The sequence below is a fragment of the Ectopseudomonas khazarica genome (assembly GCF_017915135.1).
Taxonomy (GTDB): domain Bacteria; phylum Pseudomonadota; class Gammaproteobacteria; order Pseudomonadales; family Pseudomonadaceae; genus Aquipseudomonas; species Aquipseudomonas khazarica.
This window is the reverse complement of record NZ_CP068551.1, coordinates 1,258,148-1,273,735: the sequence shown is the minus strand read 5'-3', so window position 1 is coordinate 1,273,735 and position 15,588 is coordinate 1,258,148. Positions and strand designations below refer to the sequence as shown.

Genomic DNA, 15,588 nt, shown 5'->3' with positions numbered 1-15,588 from the left:
CAGGGCTCTCACTCGGGAATGGGGTTGAAGGTGTAGCGGCTGAGGGTGTCGACCACACAGCCCGGGCGCTCGCTGCCCTCGATCTCGACGGTGATGCGCACCAGGAACTGCACGGCGGCGCCAACCCGCTCGGCCCCCAGCACCTCGCCACGCCCGCGCACCCGCGCGCCGACCCTGACCGCTGCGGGAAAGCGCGTGCGCTCGCTGCCGTAGTTCACCCCCATCGCCAGGTTCTCGATGCGCATCAGCTGCGGCATGAACAGGTTGGCCAGCGACAGGGTCAGGTAGCCATGCGCGATACAGGCACCGAACGGGCCCTCGGCGGCGCGCTGCGGGTCCACGTGAATCCACTGGTGATCGCCGGTGGCCTCGGCGAACAGGTCGATCCGCTCCTGGGTGACGGTGATCCACTCGCTGTGGCCCAACTGCATCCCGACAGCGCCCAGCATCTGCTCCGCACTCTTGAATACCTTGCTCATCCGCGCCTCCTCAGGCGTGCTGCGAACTGACCGAAAGCACTTCGCCCACCAGGTACGAGGCGTAGTCACTGGCCAGAAAGATCATCACGTTGGCGACTTCCCAGACCTCCGCCGCACGGCCGAAGGCCTCACGGCTGGCCAGTTGTTCCAGCAGTTCCTGGCTGGAGGCTTTCTTGAGGAAGTCATGCAGGGCGATGGACGGCGCCACGGCATTGATACGCACGCCGTGCTCGGCGGCTTCGACCGCGCTGCAGCGGGTCAGCGCCATCACCCCGGCCTTGGCGGCGGCGTAGTGGGCCTGCTCCTTCTGCGCCCGCCAGCCAAGTACCGAGGCGTTGTTGACGATGGCGCCAGCGCCGCGTTTCTCCATGTGCGGCAGCATCGCGCGGGTCATGCGGAAGGTCCCGTTGAGGGTCACGTCGATCACTCGCAGCCAGTCGTCATCGCTCATCGCGCTGAGCCGTTTCTGCCCGCCGAGCCCGGCGTTGTTGATCAGTACATCGACACCCTCCAGGGCCTGCTCGGCAGCGCTCACCAGGGCCTGCACCTCGTCCTCCACCGCCACATTGCACAGCTGCCCATGGATGGCCTGCAGACCGGTCTCCGCCTTGAGGCGCGCGACCGCCTCTTCCAGGCGACGCGGATGGATATCGGAAATCATCAGGGCACGGCAGCCTTCCTCGGCGCAGCGCCTGGCGGCGGCATAGCCGATGCCGGCGCCTGCCGCTGCGGTGATCAGCACCGACTTGCCAGCCAGCAGCTGGTGGCCCGGAACGTAGGGGGGAGCGTGTTTCACGGCAAGACCTCGGCAGTAGACGACATGCGAGCAGATTTAACGGCCCCGCCTTGCCCCGCGCATCGTCAAAACGGACGGTACGCCAGCGGAAAACGAGGCCTTGCGAACAGCCCTCGGGGCGGTCTTGCGAAGGTTCGAGCGCGGCCGGATCAGCTGCCGTAGACCTTCTGCGCCGGCACCTCGAGCGCCAGCAGCTGGGCCATGGCCTGGCCGATCTCCGCAGGAGCCCAGCGCGCGCCCTTGTCCACCCCGGCGGTGCTGCGCCAGCCGTCGGCGATGGAAATCCGCCCGCCTTCGGACTCGAACACACGACCGGTGACATGCGCGGCCGCCTCATGGGCCAGCCAGGCCAGCAGACTGGACACGTTCTCCGGTGCCCAGTAATCGAAGCTGCCATCCGCCGGCGCGGCCATGCGCGCGGCCATGGATTCGACGGCGCTGGTCATACCGGTACGTGCAGCCGGTGCCACGGCGTTGGCCGTGATGCCATAGCGTCCCAGCTCGGCCGCCTGGTTGAGCGTCAGCGCGGCGATACCGGCCTTGGCCGCAGCGTAGTTGGACTGGCCGATGGAACCCTGCAGACCGGCACCTGAGGTGGTGTTGATGATGCGCGCGTTGACCGCCTTGCCGGCCTTGGACAGGTCGCGCCAGTAGTGCACGGCGTGCGCACTGATGCAGAAGTGTCCCTTGAGGTGCACGCTCATGATCGCGTCCCACTCGGCCTCGGTCATCGAGGCGAACATGCGGTCGCGGTTGATGCCGGCGTTGTTGACCACCACGTGCAGGCCGCCGAAACAGTCGATGGCCTGCTTCACCGCGTTTTCACTGTCGCCGTAGTGGGTGATGTCGGAGGCGTTGGCCACCGCCTGGCCACCGGCGGCGATGATCTCCGCGACCACCGCCCGCGCCGCGGCCAGGTTGATGTCGTTGACCACCACGCAGGCGCCCTCGCCAGCGAACACCCGTGCATGGGCGGCGCCCAGGCCAGCGCCTGCGCCGGTGATGATCGCCACCCGGCCGTTCAGGATTCCCATCTTCAATTCTCCCGGATTCGTCGCGGCAGGTTCTGCCAGAAGCCCTTACAGGCGTTCGATGATCGTCACGTTGGCCAGCCCGCCGCCTTCGCACATCGCCTGCAGGCCGTAACGACCACCGCTGCGCTCCAGTTCGTGCAGCAGCGTGGTCATCAGCCGCGCGCCCGTGGCGCCGAGCGGATGCCCCAGCGCGATGCCGCCGCCATTGACGTTGGTCCTGGCGGGGTCGCAGTTCAGCTCCTTGGCCCAGGCCATGACCACCGAGGCGAAGGCCTCGTTGATTTCCACCAGGTCGATCTCGGCCATGCGCATGCCGGCCTTCTTCAGCGCGTGGCGGGTCGCCTCGATTGGCGCCGTCAGGTGCCAGATCGGATCGTCACCGCGCACGCTGAGGTGGTGAATGCGCGCCCGAGGTGTCAGACCATAGCGCTCGAGCGCGGCATCCGAGACCACCAGCAAGGCAGCCGACGCATCGCAGGTCTGGCTGGATACCGCCGCCGTGATGCTCGGGAAGCTCGGATCGACCGGTTCCAGGCTGGCCATCTTTTCCAGCGTGGTGACACGCGGCGTCTCGTCCTGGCTCAGGCCTTCGCAGGCCAGCACCTCGCGCGCGAAATGACCGGCCTCGATAGCCGCCAGGGCACGGCGGTGGCTTTCCAGCGCGAAGCCTTCCATGTCGGCGCGGCTGATCTGCCAGTGATCGGCGATGCGCTGAGCAGCGTAGAACTGGCTGACCGGCTGATCAGCGAAACGGGCACGCCAGCCGGCGCTGCCGGAGAACGGGTCAGGGAAGCCCAGCGGCTGGCCGGCGAGCATGGCGGAGGAGATCGGGATCTGGGTCATGGTCTGCACGCCACCGACCGCGACGACGTCCTGAGTGCCGCTCATCACGGCCTGCGCAGCGAAGTGCAAGGCCTGCTGCGATGAGCCGCACTGGCGATCCACCGTGGTACCAGGCACACACAGCGGCAGGCCGGCAGCCAGCCAGCTGGTGCGCGCGATATTGGCAGCCTGCGCACCGATGGTGTCGACGCAGCCGAAGATCACATCATCGTATTCATCGGCTGGAATGGCGTTGCGCTCGACCAGCGCCTTGAGCACATGCGCGCCGAGATCGATGGCGTGCACATGAGCCAGACTGCCCTTGCGCTTGCCGGTGGGCGTGCGCAAGGCATCGACGATATAGGCCTGGGTCATGACTCACTCCTCGAAAGTACTGCCCGGCAGCAATGGCGCGCCAAGCAGGTGCTGGTCGACGCGGGTCTTGTGCAGGGCTCGATCGCCCCAGGCGTTGTCCAGTGCCCAGGCGCGCTTCATGAACATCTGCAGGTCCACTTCCCAGGTGTAACCCATGGCGCCGTGCACCTGAATGCCGTGCCGCGCCGCCATCCAGCTGGCCTCGCAGCAGGTCAGACGGGCGTGGGAGATGCGCACGTCGACATCCGCCTCGTCCCTGGCCAGGGCATGGGCGGCGCGGTACAGCACCGGCTTGGCGAACTCGATCCGGGCCGCCACGTCGGCCAGCTGGTGCTTGACCGCCTGGAAGCTGCCGATCGGCTTGCCGAACTGCTTGCGCTGGGACACGTAGTCGACCGACAGATCGAGCATGCGCTGCGCCAGCCCCACCAGCTGCCCGGCCACCGACAGCGCGCCCCGGTTCAGGGTCTGCGCCCACAGCACAGCGCCCACGCCAGCACCGGCGATGCGCGTCTCGGCGCTTGGCGTCCACTTCACGTCGTACAGACGACGCGAGACATCGATGCTGCGATTGGCCTGCAACTCCACCTGATCAGGGCGCAGCGCATGGACTTCGTCGTCATGCGCCAGCAGCAGCAGGTCGGCCATGTGCGCGTCGGCCACCCAGGGGTTGACCGGGTGGCCGACGGCCACGCGGATACTCCCCGCGGCGATCTGCGCCAGCCAGTGATCGCTCTGCCCGCTGGCAGGCAGGCCGCTGAGCAGACCCGCAGCGAGGTAGGCGGTATCGCCCAGCGAATCCGGAATGGCGTAGTAGCCCAGCTCCTGGGTCATCAACGCCCAGGCCATGTCATCCATGCCCAGACCACCGCAGGCTTCCGGCACGGACAGCGCGGTCAGGCCCTGCTCGGCAATCTTGCCGCGCAGATCCGGGCTGCGGCCTGCATCGGTTTCCCAGATTTCACGGAGCATCTCCGGCGCCGCCTCGGTCATCAGAAAGCGGCTGATGGCGCCGCGAAACGCCAGTTGATCTTCGGTAAAGGTGAAGTTCATCGCCCGCTCCTCACTTCGGCAGGCCGAGCATGCGCTCGGCGATGATGTTGCGCTGGATCTCGTTGGTGCCGGCATAGATCGGACCGGCCTGGGCGAACAGGAAGCCCTCCAGCCAGCCGCCCTCGTCAGCGCTCAGCAGCGGCGCGCCGCCGCGCAACTCGCCACGGGCACCGAGGATGCGCATGGCGGTCTCGTTGATCAGCAGGTCCAGCTCGGACCAGACGATCTTGTTGATGCTGGATTCGGCGCCGATCTTCTCGCCCCGGCTCAGCCGCCCCACGGTGTGGTAGGCACCCAGGCAGTAGGCCTCGGCGCCCATCCAGGCCCGCGCCACCGCATCGCGAATGCTCGGGTCGCGGTCGGCCAGCGCCTTGTTGCGGCGATACAGCTCGACCAGGCGCCTGGCGCTGGACTGGAAGCGCGCCGGCGAGCGCAGCAGCAGGCCGCGCTCGAAGCCGGCCGTGGCCATCGCCACATGCCAGCCTTCGCCTTCGTCGCCGATGCGATTGGCCGCAGGCACGCGCACGTCATCGAAGAAGATCTCGGCGAAGGCATCCTGGCCATCCAGGGCCTTGATCGGGCGAATGCACACACCGCGAGCATCCAGCGGCACCATCAGGAAACTCAGACCGTGGTGACGGCTGGACGCGGGATCGCTGCGGAACAGACCGAAGGCCATGTCGGCGAAGCTGGCCCGGGTCGACCAGGTCTTCTGGCCGTTGAGTACGTAGTGGTCGCCGTCACGGATCGCCCTGGCGCTGATCGCGGCCATATCGGAGCCGGCGTTCGGCTCGGACCAGGCCTGAGCCCACATGATCTCGCTGGAGGCGGTACGCGGCAGGAAGTCACGCTTCTGCTCGTCGCTGCCGAACTCCATCAGGGTCGGCCCCAGCAGCAGCTGGCCGTTGATGTTGACGCGCATCGGCGCACCGGCACCGTAATACTCTTCCTCGAAGATCAGCCACTCGATCAGGTCGCAACCGCGCCCCCCCAGGTGCTCGGGCCACATGACCATCGAATAGCGCGCCTCGAACAGCTTGCCTTCCCAGGCGCGGTGCTGTTCGAAGCCTTCGCGGGTGTCGTAGCTGAGCAGCTTCTGCTCGGGCAGGTTGGCGGCGAGCCAGTCGCGCACTTCGGCGCGAAAGGCCTTTTGCTTGGGGCTGTAGATCAGGTCCATGGAATGCCTCAGAACTTTGCTTGGCGTTTTTCGACGAAGGCGCGGCGGGTTTCTGCCGAGTCGGCCTCGCTGTAGGCCTGCAGGGTGAAGCCCTGCTCCCAGCGGTACTTGTCTTCCAGGTTGCCGTCCTCGATGCCGTTGAGGGCTTCCTTGGCGATGCGGATCATCGACGGGCTCTTGGCGGCGATCCTCGCGGCGATTTCCAGGGCTGCGTCGCGCAGGCGCTCACGCGGCACCACGCGTTCGATGAAACCGTAGCGTTCGGCCTCGCGCGCAGCGATCCTGTCGCCGGTGAAGAACAGGTAACGCACCTTCTGGACCGGGAACAGGCGCTGCAGGTGAGCCCCGCCGCCCATCGCACCGCGATCGACCTCGGGCAGGGCGAAGCTGGCACACTCGGAGGCCACGACGATGTCGGCCGCGCCGGTGATGCCGATGCCACCGCCGAGGACGAAACCATGCACCGCGACGATCACCGGCACCGGACAGCGGTGCACGGCCTTGAAGGTCTCGTAGTTGCCGCGGTTGACCTCGACGATCAGCTCCGGGTGCTGCTCCAGCTCCTTGATATCGACACCGGCGCAGAAGCCACGGCCTTCGGCGCGCAGGACGATGACACGGATCTGCGAGTCGGCGCCGAGGATGTTGAGGGTATCGGCCAGGTCCTGCCACTCGTGGCTGTCCAGCGCATTGACCGGTGGTTTGTCGATGACCAGTTCGGCCACGCCCTTGTCGACGCGGGTGGTAAAGGCATTGCTCATTGGCGGACTCCTGCACGTTCGAACGTGGGCTGGGCGTGGCGCTGGTACAGCTCGGCGAGGCAGGCCTCGGCCTGCGCGACGATCTCGGAAATGATGGTTTCGCAGCTGGCCAGCTGGTCGATGGCCGCCGCCACCTGGCCAGAGGGCAGGATGCCCTCGTCCGGCCGGCCGTCCTGCATGGAGCGTTTCAGCAGTACCGGCTGGTTGGCCGCCATGACGGCCTGCGCCAGCGCCTCCGGCTCCTCCCTGAGCACCTTGAGCAGCACCGCGAGCATGTGCGCGCCGCTCATGCCGGTCTGCTGCTTCCAGCTCCAGGCACTGCGCAGGGCGATCAGCAGGCGGCCCAGGCCGCTGGCGTTCTCCAGGCGATTGATGAACGCGTTGTCGATCATGCGGTGGCGCATGCCGTCGACGGCCAGGGTCACGCGAACCTGCTGTGGATCCTTGACCCGGAGGTAGCGCTCCAGGGTGCTGGCCGGTGTCGGTGACTCCCGGCTCATGAGAAAACGCGTGCCCATGGCGATGCCGCAGGCACCGGCAGCCAATGCCGCGGCCAGGCCACGTCCGGTGGCAAAGCCCCCGGCGGCGATCACCGGCACGTCGACCGCGTCGAGCACCTGCGGCAGCAGGATGGAGCTGGGCACGCCACCGGTGTGGCCGCCGCCCTCGCCGCCCTGGACGGTGATCAGGTCGGCGCCCATCTGCACCGCCTTGATCGCATGCTTGGCCGCACCGACGGTGGGGATGCAGAGTATTCCGGCATCCTTGAAGCGCTGCACGGTGCCGGCATCCGGGCCGCGGCCATAGCTGACCGCCTTGAGGCCGAAGTCGATGGCCAGGTCCACGCAATCGGCGGCGTTCTCCTGGAACATGTGGAAGTTCAGGCCGAAATTGCGGCTGCCGGTGGCGGCGATGACCCGTTCGATCTCGCTGCGGGTCTGCGCCGTGTTCAGCGTGGCCGCGGCGAGAAAGCCAAAGCCACCGGCACGCGTGGTGCCGATCACCAGGTTGGCATCGGCCACCCAGCCCATGGCCGTCTGCACCACCGGGTAACGGCAGCCCAGACGCCGGGTCAGTTCGCTCTGCAGCCAGGCGCTCATCCGGCCTCTCCTGCGGACTTCCTGTTCGCCGCGACCATGGTCCTGGCGTCATAGCCGCCCAGCTTGTCGCCAGACACCAGCTCATTGTGGGTGTGGGCGAAGTGGTGCCAGGCGAACACCGCGTCCATGGCCGTGCGCTTGCCGGCCAGGTCCTCGACGTGGTTGATCGCCTGCTTGGTCAATGCCAGGCCCATACGCGGCTGCCTGGCGATCCGGCCCGCCAGCTCGTAGGTGGTGGCCTCCAGCTCGGCACGCGGCACCACCCGATTGACCATGCCCACGTCGTAGGCACGGCCTGCCGACATGCGATCGCCGGTCATGAGAAATTCCTTGGCGATGCGCGGGTTCATCTCGTAGGGATGCGCGAAGTACTCCACCCCCGGGATGCCCATCCGCACCACCGGGTCCTGGAAGAAGGCGTCGTCGCTGGCCACGATCAGGTCACAGACCCAGGCCAGCATCAGCCCACCGGCGACGCAGGCGCCCTGGACCATGGCGATGGTCGGCTTGGGCAGCTCGCGCCAGCGCCGGCACATGCCCAGGTAGACCTCCTGCTCGCGCACGTAGAGGAACTCGCCACCGGGCTTGTTGCTGTGGTCCCAGAGCAGCTGGGTGCGCTCGAACACCTTGTTGATGTCGCGCCCCGGTGTGCCGATATCGTGCCCGGCGGAGAAGTGCTTGCCCTCGCCGCGCAGGACGATGACCTTGACCGCGTCGTCATTGACCGCGCGCTTGAAGGCCTCGTCCAGGGCGTAGGTCATCTGCGAGTTCTGCACATTGCCGAAGGTGCTGCGGTTCATGCTCACGCTGGCGATCCCATCGGCCACGGCATAGCTCACCGGGCTGTCGGTCTCGTAGACGCTGCTATCCACCCGCTCGATAAATTCACTCATCTGTCGCTCCCGATCGGGCCTGGCGAATGCCCGGCGGATTGCCCTTGAGCTGCTTGCTGCGCAAGTCGTGCGGGTCGAGGCGGCGGATCAGCGCCAGCTGCTCTTCCGTCGGGTGCGGGGTCTCGCCCATGTTCGGCGCCTCGCGCAACGGGAAACCGGTGTTTTCCTGGACCTGCTCGAAGCTCACGCCCGGATGCAGGCTCAAGACCTGCGCGGCGTTGTCCGGGCCGTTGAAATCCATCACGCACAGGTCGCTGAGGACGATACCGAGCGCCATCAGCGTGCGATTCATGCCCGGCGGCCAGCGCGCGGGGTCGAGGCCGACGCCGGAGACCATGTCCACCTCGTGCACCAGGGCACGCAGCGAGTGGCTGGGCAGGAAGAAGGAGTTGCGGTGGTTGATGCTGTTGCCCGGCAGGCCGCGCACACCGAGCATGGCGATCTTCGGCTGGTGATAGTCGGGGCCGACGACGGACAGGTTGCTCTGGCCGAAGCGGTCGACCTGGGTCGGGCCAATCATGGCGTGACGCCGCCCTCCCCAGACACACTCGAAGACCCGCTCGAAGCCCATGTAACCGGAGTACTTCGGCACATGCTCGCCACGCGGGCCGAGCGGAATCGGCTCTTCGACCAGAAAGCACTCGCTGTCCGTCATCAGCAGTTCCGGGCTGTGGGTCAGCTTGGCCAGACTGGCCCCCAGGCGCGGCAGCACGCCCAGCCCCGAGGCCAGCACCTCGCCATTGCCGCGCCAGGCTTCGCTGGCCGCGACAATCAGCAGTTCAGCGAGAGAAAACTCCTTGGCAACACTCATGGCGCTCTCCTCAGAACTGCGGTTGGGCAAGGCTGGACAGGCGCTCGGCGCCACCGTTCCTGGCCTGGTAATCGGCCTCGCTGACGTGCACGAACTCGTCCATGTAGGCGGCCCAGCCGTTGTCGCCCTCGGCCGACTCGGCGTAGCGCTTCATGTGCGCCAGGTCCCAGCCGTAGTCCGGGGCGCAGGTGGTCGGGTGCGCACCGAAGGGAGCATGCACCACACCAGTGACCAGGTAGCGCTCGAACAGGTTGAAGCGCGCCTGCTCGGCGGTCAGCTCGAAGCGATCGCGAAGGCGCTCGCAGGACACCACGCACTGCGCCGAGGCACGGGCCATCAGGTGGTCGAAGTAGGCGTCGTTGCCAGTGGTCAGGGTGTTGCCCAGGCGATCGGCTTCGTTGACATGCAGGAAGCTGATGTCCAGGTTCAGCGCCGGCATCGCCAGCAGCACCTCGCCGTCGGCGTAGGGCGAGGTGATGGTCCTGATCTCCGGGTTCAAGCGGGTGACATCGGTAGCCAGCCCGCAACGGGTCGGCAGGAACGGCAGGCGCATGCCGGCAGCACGCAAGCCCCACTGGAGCATGCCCTCGTCCAGTTCCATCAGCTCCCTGAGCTGACCGCTCTGGCGGCATTTGCGGAACCAGGGCTCGAGCGGAATGGCATCCAGGGTGGCGAAGCCGAAGACCAACTTTCTCACCTTGCCGGCGGCGCACAGCATGCCCATCTCCGGGCCGCCGTAGCCGACCACGGTGAGGTCCTTGACGTCAGAGCGCAGGATCTCGCGGACGATGCTCATCGGCTTGCGCCGCGGCCCCCAGCCACCAAAACCGACCGTCATGCCATCGCGCAGCAGCGCCACGGCCTGCCGGGTTGTCAGCTGTTTGTTCATGTCGATTCCTTACTGCTGGCGCCCGACCGAGAAGTCGTGCCCCCAGATGCTGACGCGGGTGAACTCGAGGACGCTGTGCGCCGTCCAGTCCAGTTGCAGGCCACCGAAGCCGTACTCCAGATCGAAGCCGGACGGGGTCTGCATGTAGAAACTGGTCATGCGATCGTTGAGGTGCTGGCCCAGCGTCGCCGACAGCGGGGTGCCCTGGGCCAGCATGCGGTCATGGGCACGACCGACCTCGGTCATCGAATCCACTTCGACCATCGCGTGCACGCAACCGCTGGCCACCGGGTACTCGGCGAACGCCAGGCTGTGATGGCGCGCATTGGCGCAATGCAGGAAGTGGATGCGCACCGCCGGAGCATCGGGGGCCGGACGGAAGTTGAAGATGTCGGAGAGCCGGAAGCCCAGCACATCGCGGGCGAACGCCAGGGTTTCGTCGAAGTTCGGCGCGGGCAACACGGTGTGGCCCAGGCCCATGTCGCCGGTGACGAAGCGCGGCACCCCCTGCGGCGAAACGAACGGCTGGCAGTCGGAGCGATGCCCCCAGCACAGCTCATGGCGATTGCCGGACGGGTCGATGACCACGGCCAGTGCCTGCACACCGCGCTGCTCGATCTCCTCTGCGCTGCCCAGCACGTAGGTCACCGCGCGCGCCTCCAGCACCTGCAGGGCATGGCTGAAGGCAGCGGCGCTGGCCAGCTCCCATCCCGAGGCCAGGTAGCGGCGCTCGTCGCCCTCGACGATGAGCATGCGAAACGGACGCTCGTCCATCTTCACATACAGGCCACCTTGCGGCGCTGAGCTCACCGGCATGCCGAGCACATCCTCGGCGTAGCGCCGCCAGTCGCTCAAGTTGCCGACCTGAGCCACGAAGTAACTCAGCCCGAGGATCTCGATCATGTCCCTGCTCCTGAAGTGGTCGTTGCATGACAGGGGCCATTGTGCGAAGCGCCCTGCGCCGCTTCATCGTCCGTTGAGACTAAGGCCGAGGCCTTGCCTGCTAGTCCTTTTTGGGGATTCGCCGGCGCGGACGCCCGGGCAGACTCATGAGCGATAGAGGTCGACTCCAGGAGCCTGCAATGGACTTCGCGTTCAGCGACGAGCAATTGATGATTCAGCAAAGCGCCGCCAGCTTTCTCGCCAAGGCGTCCGCCTCAGCGGCCGTGCGCCAGGCCATGCTCAGCGCGGAGGGTTTCTGTCCCGTGGTCTGGCGCCAGATCGCCCAGGAGCTGTACTGGCCAGCGCTGATCGTCCCGGAGCAGTACGGCGGTCTTGGCCTGGGCTTTGTCGAACAGGCCATTCTGCTCGAGCAGATGGGCCGTCACCTGCTCTGCGCGCCGTTCCTCTCCAGCGCCTGTCTGGCCACTCCGGCCCTGTTGCTGGGCAGCAACGAAGCGCTGCGCGAACAGCTGTTGCCGGAGCTGGCAGCGGGCAGCCTGCGCGCCACCCTCGCCTACCAGCACGCACGCGGCGACTGGCGCCAGGCCCGGCAGCCGCAGGCACACGCGCAGAACGACGGCTGGCGGCTCAGCGGCCAGTACGACGCCGTTCTGGATGGCGCGCAGGCCGATCTGCTGCTGATCGCCTGCCAGCTGGACGATGAGCGCCTCAGCCTGTTCGCCGTTGCTGCCGACCAGGCCGGCATCAGCCGTGAGACGCTGCCGACGATGGACCAGACCCGCCGCCTGGCGCGCATCCGGCTCGACGACGTGCCGCTCAGGGCCGAGCAGTGCCTGAACCCGGCGGGCAACGCCGCCGAGCTGCTGGACAAGGCGCTGCAGATCGGTGCCATCGCCCTGGCCTGCGAGCAGGTCGGTGGCGCCCAGCAGAGCCTGGACCTGACCCTCGCCTACATCGCCGAGCGCAAGCAGTTCAACCGCTCCATCGCCAGTTTCCAGGCCATCAAGCATCGCTGCGCCGATCTCATGCTGGCCATCGAGAACGCCCGTTCAGCGGCCTACTACGCCGCCTGCGTGGCCCATGAGGCGCTGGCGGCGGAAGGCGACGCCGGGCTCGCCGGCGAGCTCGGCGAAGCGGCGGCCATCGCCAAGAGCGAAGCCAGCGAGGCCTTCATGCGCAGCGCCGGCGAGTCGATCCAGCTGCACGGCGGGGTCGGCTTCACCTGGGAATATGACCCCCACCTGTATTTCAAACGCGCCCGCGCCAGCGAGCAGATGCTGGGCAACCCCAGCTGGCACCGCGAGCGCCTGGCCACCCTGATCCTGGAGTCACAGCCATGAAAATCGGATTCAGCCCCGAGGATGAAGCCTTCCGCGCGGAGGTCGCCAGCTGGCTCGACGAGCATCTGCAAGGCCCCTTCGCCATCCTGCGCTTCCGCGGTGGCCCGGGGGACGAGCACGCCTACCCCGAGGAGCGCAAGGCCTGGGAACGGGAAATGGCCAAGGGCGGCTGGATCGGCCTGGGCTGGCCCAGGGCCCTGGGCGGACGCGAACTGTCGATCAGCCAGCAAGTGATCTTCCATGAGGAGTATGCCCGCGCCGGCGGCCCCGGCCGCATGGGCCACATCGGCGAAGGCCTGATCGGCCCGACGCTGATCGCCATGGGCAGCCCCGCGCAGCAGCAGCGCTTCCTGCCCGGCATTCTCAAGGGCGAGGAATTCTGGTGCCAGGGCTACTCGGAGCCGAGCGCAGGCTCCGACCTGGCGGGCGTCAAGACCCGCGCCCAGTTCGACGCCGAGGGCCGCAACTGGCTGATCAACGGGCAGAAGGTGTGGACCTCGCTGGCCCATGAGGCGCAATGGTGCTTCGTGCTGGCGCGCACCGAACCCGGCAGCGTCGGCCACCACGGCCTGAGCTTCCTGCTGGTGCCGATGGATCAGCCGGGCATCGAGGTCCAGCCGATCCAGCAACTCACCGGCACCAGCGAGTTCAACGAAGTGTTCTTCGCCGATGCCGTCAGCGCAGCGGAACACATCATCGGCCAGCCCGGCGACGGCTGGAAGGTGGCCATGGCCCTGCTCGGCTTCGAGCGGGGCGTTTCCACCCTCGGCCAGCAGATGCTGTTCCGGAACGAACTGGACGAGGTGATCCGCCTGGCCAAGGCCAACGGCGCCGCCCGGGACGCGCTGATTCGTCAGCGCCTGGCCCAGGCCTGGTCAGGTCTCAAGGTGCTGCGCTACAACTCGCTGCGCATGCTCTCCGGCCCCCAGGATGGCAGCCTGCGCCGCGAGGCGATGATCTACAAGCTGGCCTGGTCGACCTGGCACCTGGAACTGGGCAAGCTGGCCATGGACGTGCTCGGCGACCAGGCCGAACTGCTCGAGACGGCGCCTTACGGCCTGTCACGCCTGCAGTCGCTGTTTCTGTTCACCCGCTCCGACACGATCTATGGCGGCAGCAACGAAATCCAGCGCAACATCATCGCCGAGCGCGCCCTGGGCATGCCGCGCGAGCCCCGCGTGCAGGCCTGAACCAAGCCCGCCTCGGCGGCGATCAGTCCCCTCTCCCCCAGCCCCTCTCCCATGAATGGGAGAGGGGAGCCAAACCAGTGCAAGCTTGAATGAACAACATTACGCCTCGGCGAGTTCGACGGCGCGCGATGCCGGCAGCAGCCGCGCTGCGCTCGGGCCTCAGTCGCGCCAGGCCGGATAGTCGCTGTAACCCCGAGCCCCGGTGCTGTACAGCGTCTTGCGGTCGAAGCTCGCCAGTGGCCGCTGATGGCGCAGGCGCTCGACCAGATCCGGGTTGGCGATGAAGTGACGGGCGAACGACACCGCCGCCCCGGCGCCCATCTGCAGCGCGCGCTCGGCGGACACCGCATCGAAACCCTCGTTGAGAATCAGCGGCGCACTGCTGTGTGCGCGCGCCAGGGCGAAGGCATCCAGCTCGGGGAGCGGCGAACGCATGATGTGCAGGTAGGCCAGGCGCAACGGTTCCACCGCATCGATCAGGGCCGCTGCGACAGCCGCCGGATCATCGTCCTGGATGTCGTTGTACGGGTTGCCCGGACACAGGCGGTAGCCCACGCGCCCGGCGCCGATGGCTCCGGCCATGGCCGCCAGTACCTCGGCCGGGAAGCGCACGCGGTTCGCCAGCGAGCCGCCATATCGGTCGGTGCGCCGGTTGCTGGCGCTGGCCATGAACTGCATCGGCAGGTAGCCACTGGTACCGTGCAGCTCGACGCCATCGAACCCCGCCTCGCGGGCAAGGATCGCCGCCTGACGGTAATCGTCGATCACCGCCTGCACCTCCTCGCTGCTCAGCGCATGCGGCGTATCGGTATCGACCAGGCCGGCCGCATCACTGAACACCTGGGTATGCGCACGCAATGCAGAGGGCGCGACGGTGCGGGCCGCGGCCGGTTTGTTGCAGTGGCTGGCGACGCGCCCGACATGCATCAGCTGCAGCACGATCTGCCCGCCCTCGCCATACACCGCATCCGTCACCGTGCGCCAGGCTGCCACCTGCTCGGCGTTGTAGATCGCCGGCGTACGGCAGTAGCCGAGGCCGTCGGCGGACGGCGCGGTCCCTTCGGCGACGATCAGCCCGGCGCTGGCACGCTGGCGGTAGTAATCGACCATCTCGGCGCTGGGCACTGCGTGCGGGCCGGCACGACTGCGCGTCATCGGTGCCATGACGATGCGGTTGGCCAGGCGCAGCTCGCCCAGTTGCTGAGGTTGAAACAGCAGGCTCATGCTTGCGGCTCCCAGGCTGAGGCTCCGCAGACCACGGCGCCGGTGAAGAAAAACCCTCCTGCCCATGGACCAGCCAGCACGGGAAGAAGGGCGGAAAGGGTCAGCGGCGACTCAGCGCACGCGGATCTTCGGGTCGCTGGCATCACGCCGCATGGCCGCGAGGAAGCCCTCCAGCGGCGCCGGCTCAGCCACCTCGGGCAGCTCGTCCTTGTGCGGACGATCGGCCCAGAAGGCATCCCAGCTCGGAAACAGCTGATGAAAGCTCCCGCCATAGGGCTCACGCCCCGGCCAGCGCATCTTCAGGCCACCGATCGGCGGCTTGTTGAGGTCGCTGGCGTACCAGTAGCAGGGCAGGCGGCGGCGAAAGTACCAGCGCCCATCGATGCGCTCATAGTCGTCCCAGTAGAGCATCTGCATGATCACCCACTCGGGGCCGGTCTCATGCTCGTTCTTCGAATAGACCACGCCGATGGCATGGTCCGGGTCCTTGAACTCGATGATGTGCTGTCCCAGATGATGGGCGGTGCCGTGGAACTGCCCGCGCAGGGTGTCATCCAGCCAGGCCTTCAGGTGCGCACGGCCGACCTTGTCGCGACCGACCCGCACGTCCGCGGCGAAGCAGTTGGCCATCGCGTCCAGATCACGCATGTCCAGTGACAGCGCGTACTTGCCGGCCAGCTGACGAATCGCATCCAGCGACTCCAGGCGGTCGAGGCGCGCCAGCAGTGTCTGATCGCTCAT

The 15,588-nt window shown here is 67.3% G+C and carries 16 protein-coding genes; 2 read left to right on the top strand and 14 right to left on the bottom strand.

Going from position 1 to position 15,588, the window contains the following annotated elements; all coding sequences use genetic code 11:
* Positions 1-8 precede the first annotated feature (8 nt).
* The 12 genes from JLK41_RS05850 to JLK41_RS05795 all read right to left on the bottom strand — a co-directional run bounded on the left by JLK41_RS05850 (position 9) and on the right by JLK41_RS05795 (position 11,093).
* Positions 9-479 (bottom strand): MaoC family dehydratase, encoded by a 471-nt coding sequence (locus tag JLK41_RS05850; protein ID WP_150608407.1) that lies wholly within the window; start codon positions 477-479, stop codon positions 9-11.
* 10 nt (positions 480-489) lie between these two features.
* The gene (locus JLK41_RS05845; protein ID WP_150608405.1) at positions 490-1,275 is read right to left on the bottom strand and encodes an SDR family oxidoreductase; all 786 of its coding nucleotides are present in this window, start codon (positions 1,273-1,275) and stop codon (positions 490-492) included.
* Positions 1,276-1,424: 149 nt separating this feature from the next.
* A complete protein-coding gene (locus JLK41_RS05840) occupies positions 1,425-2,309 on the bottom strand; it encodes an SDR family oxidoreductase (protein ID WP_210390557.1) in 885 nt (294 codons plus the stop codon).
* 45 nt (positions 2,310-2,354) lie between these two features.
* A complete protein-coding gene (locus JLK41_RS05835) occupies positions 2,355-3,506 on the bottom strand; it encodes an acetyl-CoA C-acetyltransferase (protein ID WP_210390556.1) in 1,152 nt (383 codons plus the stop codon).
* Positions 3,507-3,509: 3 nt separating this feature from the next.
* Positions 3,510-4,559, bottom strand: coding sequence for an acyl-CoA dehydrogenase family protein (locus JLK41_RS05830; protein ID WP_150608399.1), 1,050 nt, complete (start codon positions 4,557-4,559; stop codon positions 3,510-3,512).
* 10 nt (positions 4,560-4,569) lie between these two features.
* A complete protein-coding gene (locus JLK41_RS05825) occupies positions 4,570-5,736 on the bottom strand; it encodes an acyl-CoA dehydrogenase family protein (RefSeq protein ID WP_210390555.1) in 1,167 nt (388 codons plus the stop codon).
* An 8-nt stretch (positions 5,737-5,744) separates the two neighbouring features.
* Entirely contained in the window at positions 5,745-6,497 is a 753-nt protein-coding gene (locus tag JLK41_RS05820; protein WP_210390554.1) for an enoyl-CoA hydratase family protein, read from the bottom strand.
* Positions 6,494-7,597, bottom strand: a complete 1,104-nt coding sequence (locus JLK41_RS05815) for an NAD(P)H-dependent flavin oxidoreductase (protein ID WP_150608393.1) — start codon at positions 7,595-7,597, stop codon at positions 6,494-6,496. The genes JLK41_RS05820 and JLK41_RS05815 overlap by 4 nt, the downstream gene beginning before the upstream one ends.
* Positions 7,594-8,490, bottom strand: coding sequence for an enoyl-CoA hydratase (locus JLK41_RS05810; RefSeq protein ID WP_210390553.1), 897 nt, complete (start codon positions 8,488-8,490; stop codon positions 7,594-7,596). Before JLK41_RS05810 ends, JLK41_RS05815 begins: the two co-directional genes overlap by 4 nt.
* Complete coding sequence (locus JLK41_RS05805; RefSeq protein ID WP_210390552.1) at positions 8,483-9,301, bottom strand: CoA-transferase subunit beta; 819 nt, start codon at positions 9,299-9,301, stop codon at positions 8,483-8,485. Before JLK41_RS05805 ends, JLK41_RS05810 begins: the two co-directional genes overlap by 8 nt.
* Before the next feature lie 10 nt (positions 9,302-9,311).
* Positions 9,312-10,190, bottom strand: a complete 879-nt coding sequence (locus JLK41_RS05800; RefSeq protein ID WP_210390551.1) for a CoA transferase subunit A — start codon at positions 10,188-10,190, stop codon at positions 9,312-9,314.
* A gap of 9 nt (positions 10,191-10,199) precedes the next feature.
* Positions 10,200-11,093, bottom strand: coding sequence for a VOC family protein (locus JLK41_RS05795; RefSeq protein ID WP_210390550.1), 894 nt, complete (start codon positions 11,091-11,093; stop codon positions 10,200-10,202).
* A 179-nt stretch (positions 11,094-11,272) separates the two neighbouring features.
* Here JLK41_RS05795 and JLK41_RS05790 point away from each other — a divergent pair, with 179 nt between their 5' ends.
* Together JLK41_RS05790 and JLK41_RS05785 are read left to right on the top strand one after the other, a co-directional pair.
* On the top strand, positions 11,273-12,433 hold the full coding sequence (locus tag JLK41_RS05790) for an acyl-CoA dehydrogenase family protein (RefSeq protein WP_210390549.1): 1,161 nt from the start codon (positions 11,273-11,275) through the stop codon (positions 12,431-12,433).
* Positions 12,430-13,623, top strand: a complete 1,194-nt coding sequence (locus JLK41_RS05785; RefSeq protein WP_210390548.1) for an acyl-CoA dehydrogenase family protein — start codon at positions 12,430-12,432, stop codon at positions 13,621-13,623. The genes JLK41_RS05790 and JLK41_RS05785 overlap by 4 nt, the downstream gene beginning before the upstream one ends.
* A 159-nt stretch (positions 13,624-13,782) precedes the next feature.
* Here the strand turns inward: JLK41_RS05785 and JLK41_RS05780 are convergent, their stop codons facing one another.
* Together JLK41_RS05780 and JLK41_RS05775 are read right to left on the bottom strand one after the other, a co-directional pair.
* Positions 13,783-14,847: an alkene reductase gene (locus JLK41_RS05780; RefSeq protein ID WP_210390547.1), complete on the bottom strand. Its 1,065-nt coding sequence runs from the start codon at positions 14,845-14,847 to the stop codon at positions 13,783-13,785.
* 111 nt (positions 14,848-14,958) lie between these two features.
* Positions 14,959-15,588: a nuclear transport factor 2 family protein gene (locus JLK41_RS05775; protein WP_210390546.1), complete on the bottom strand. Its 630-nt coding sequence runs from the start codon at positions 15,586-15,588 to the stop codon at positions 14,959-14,961.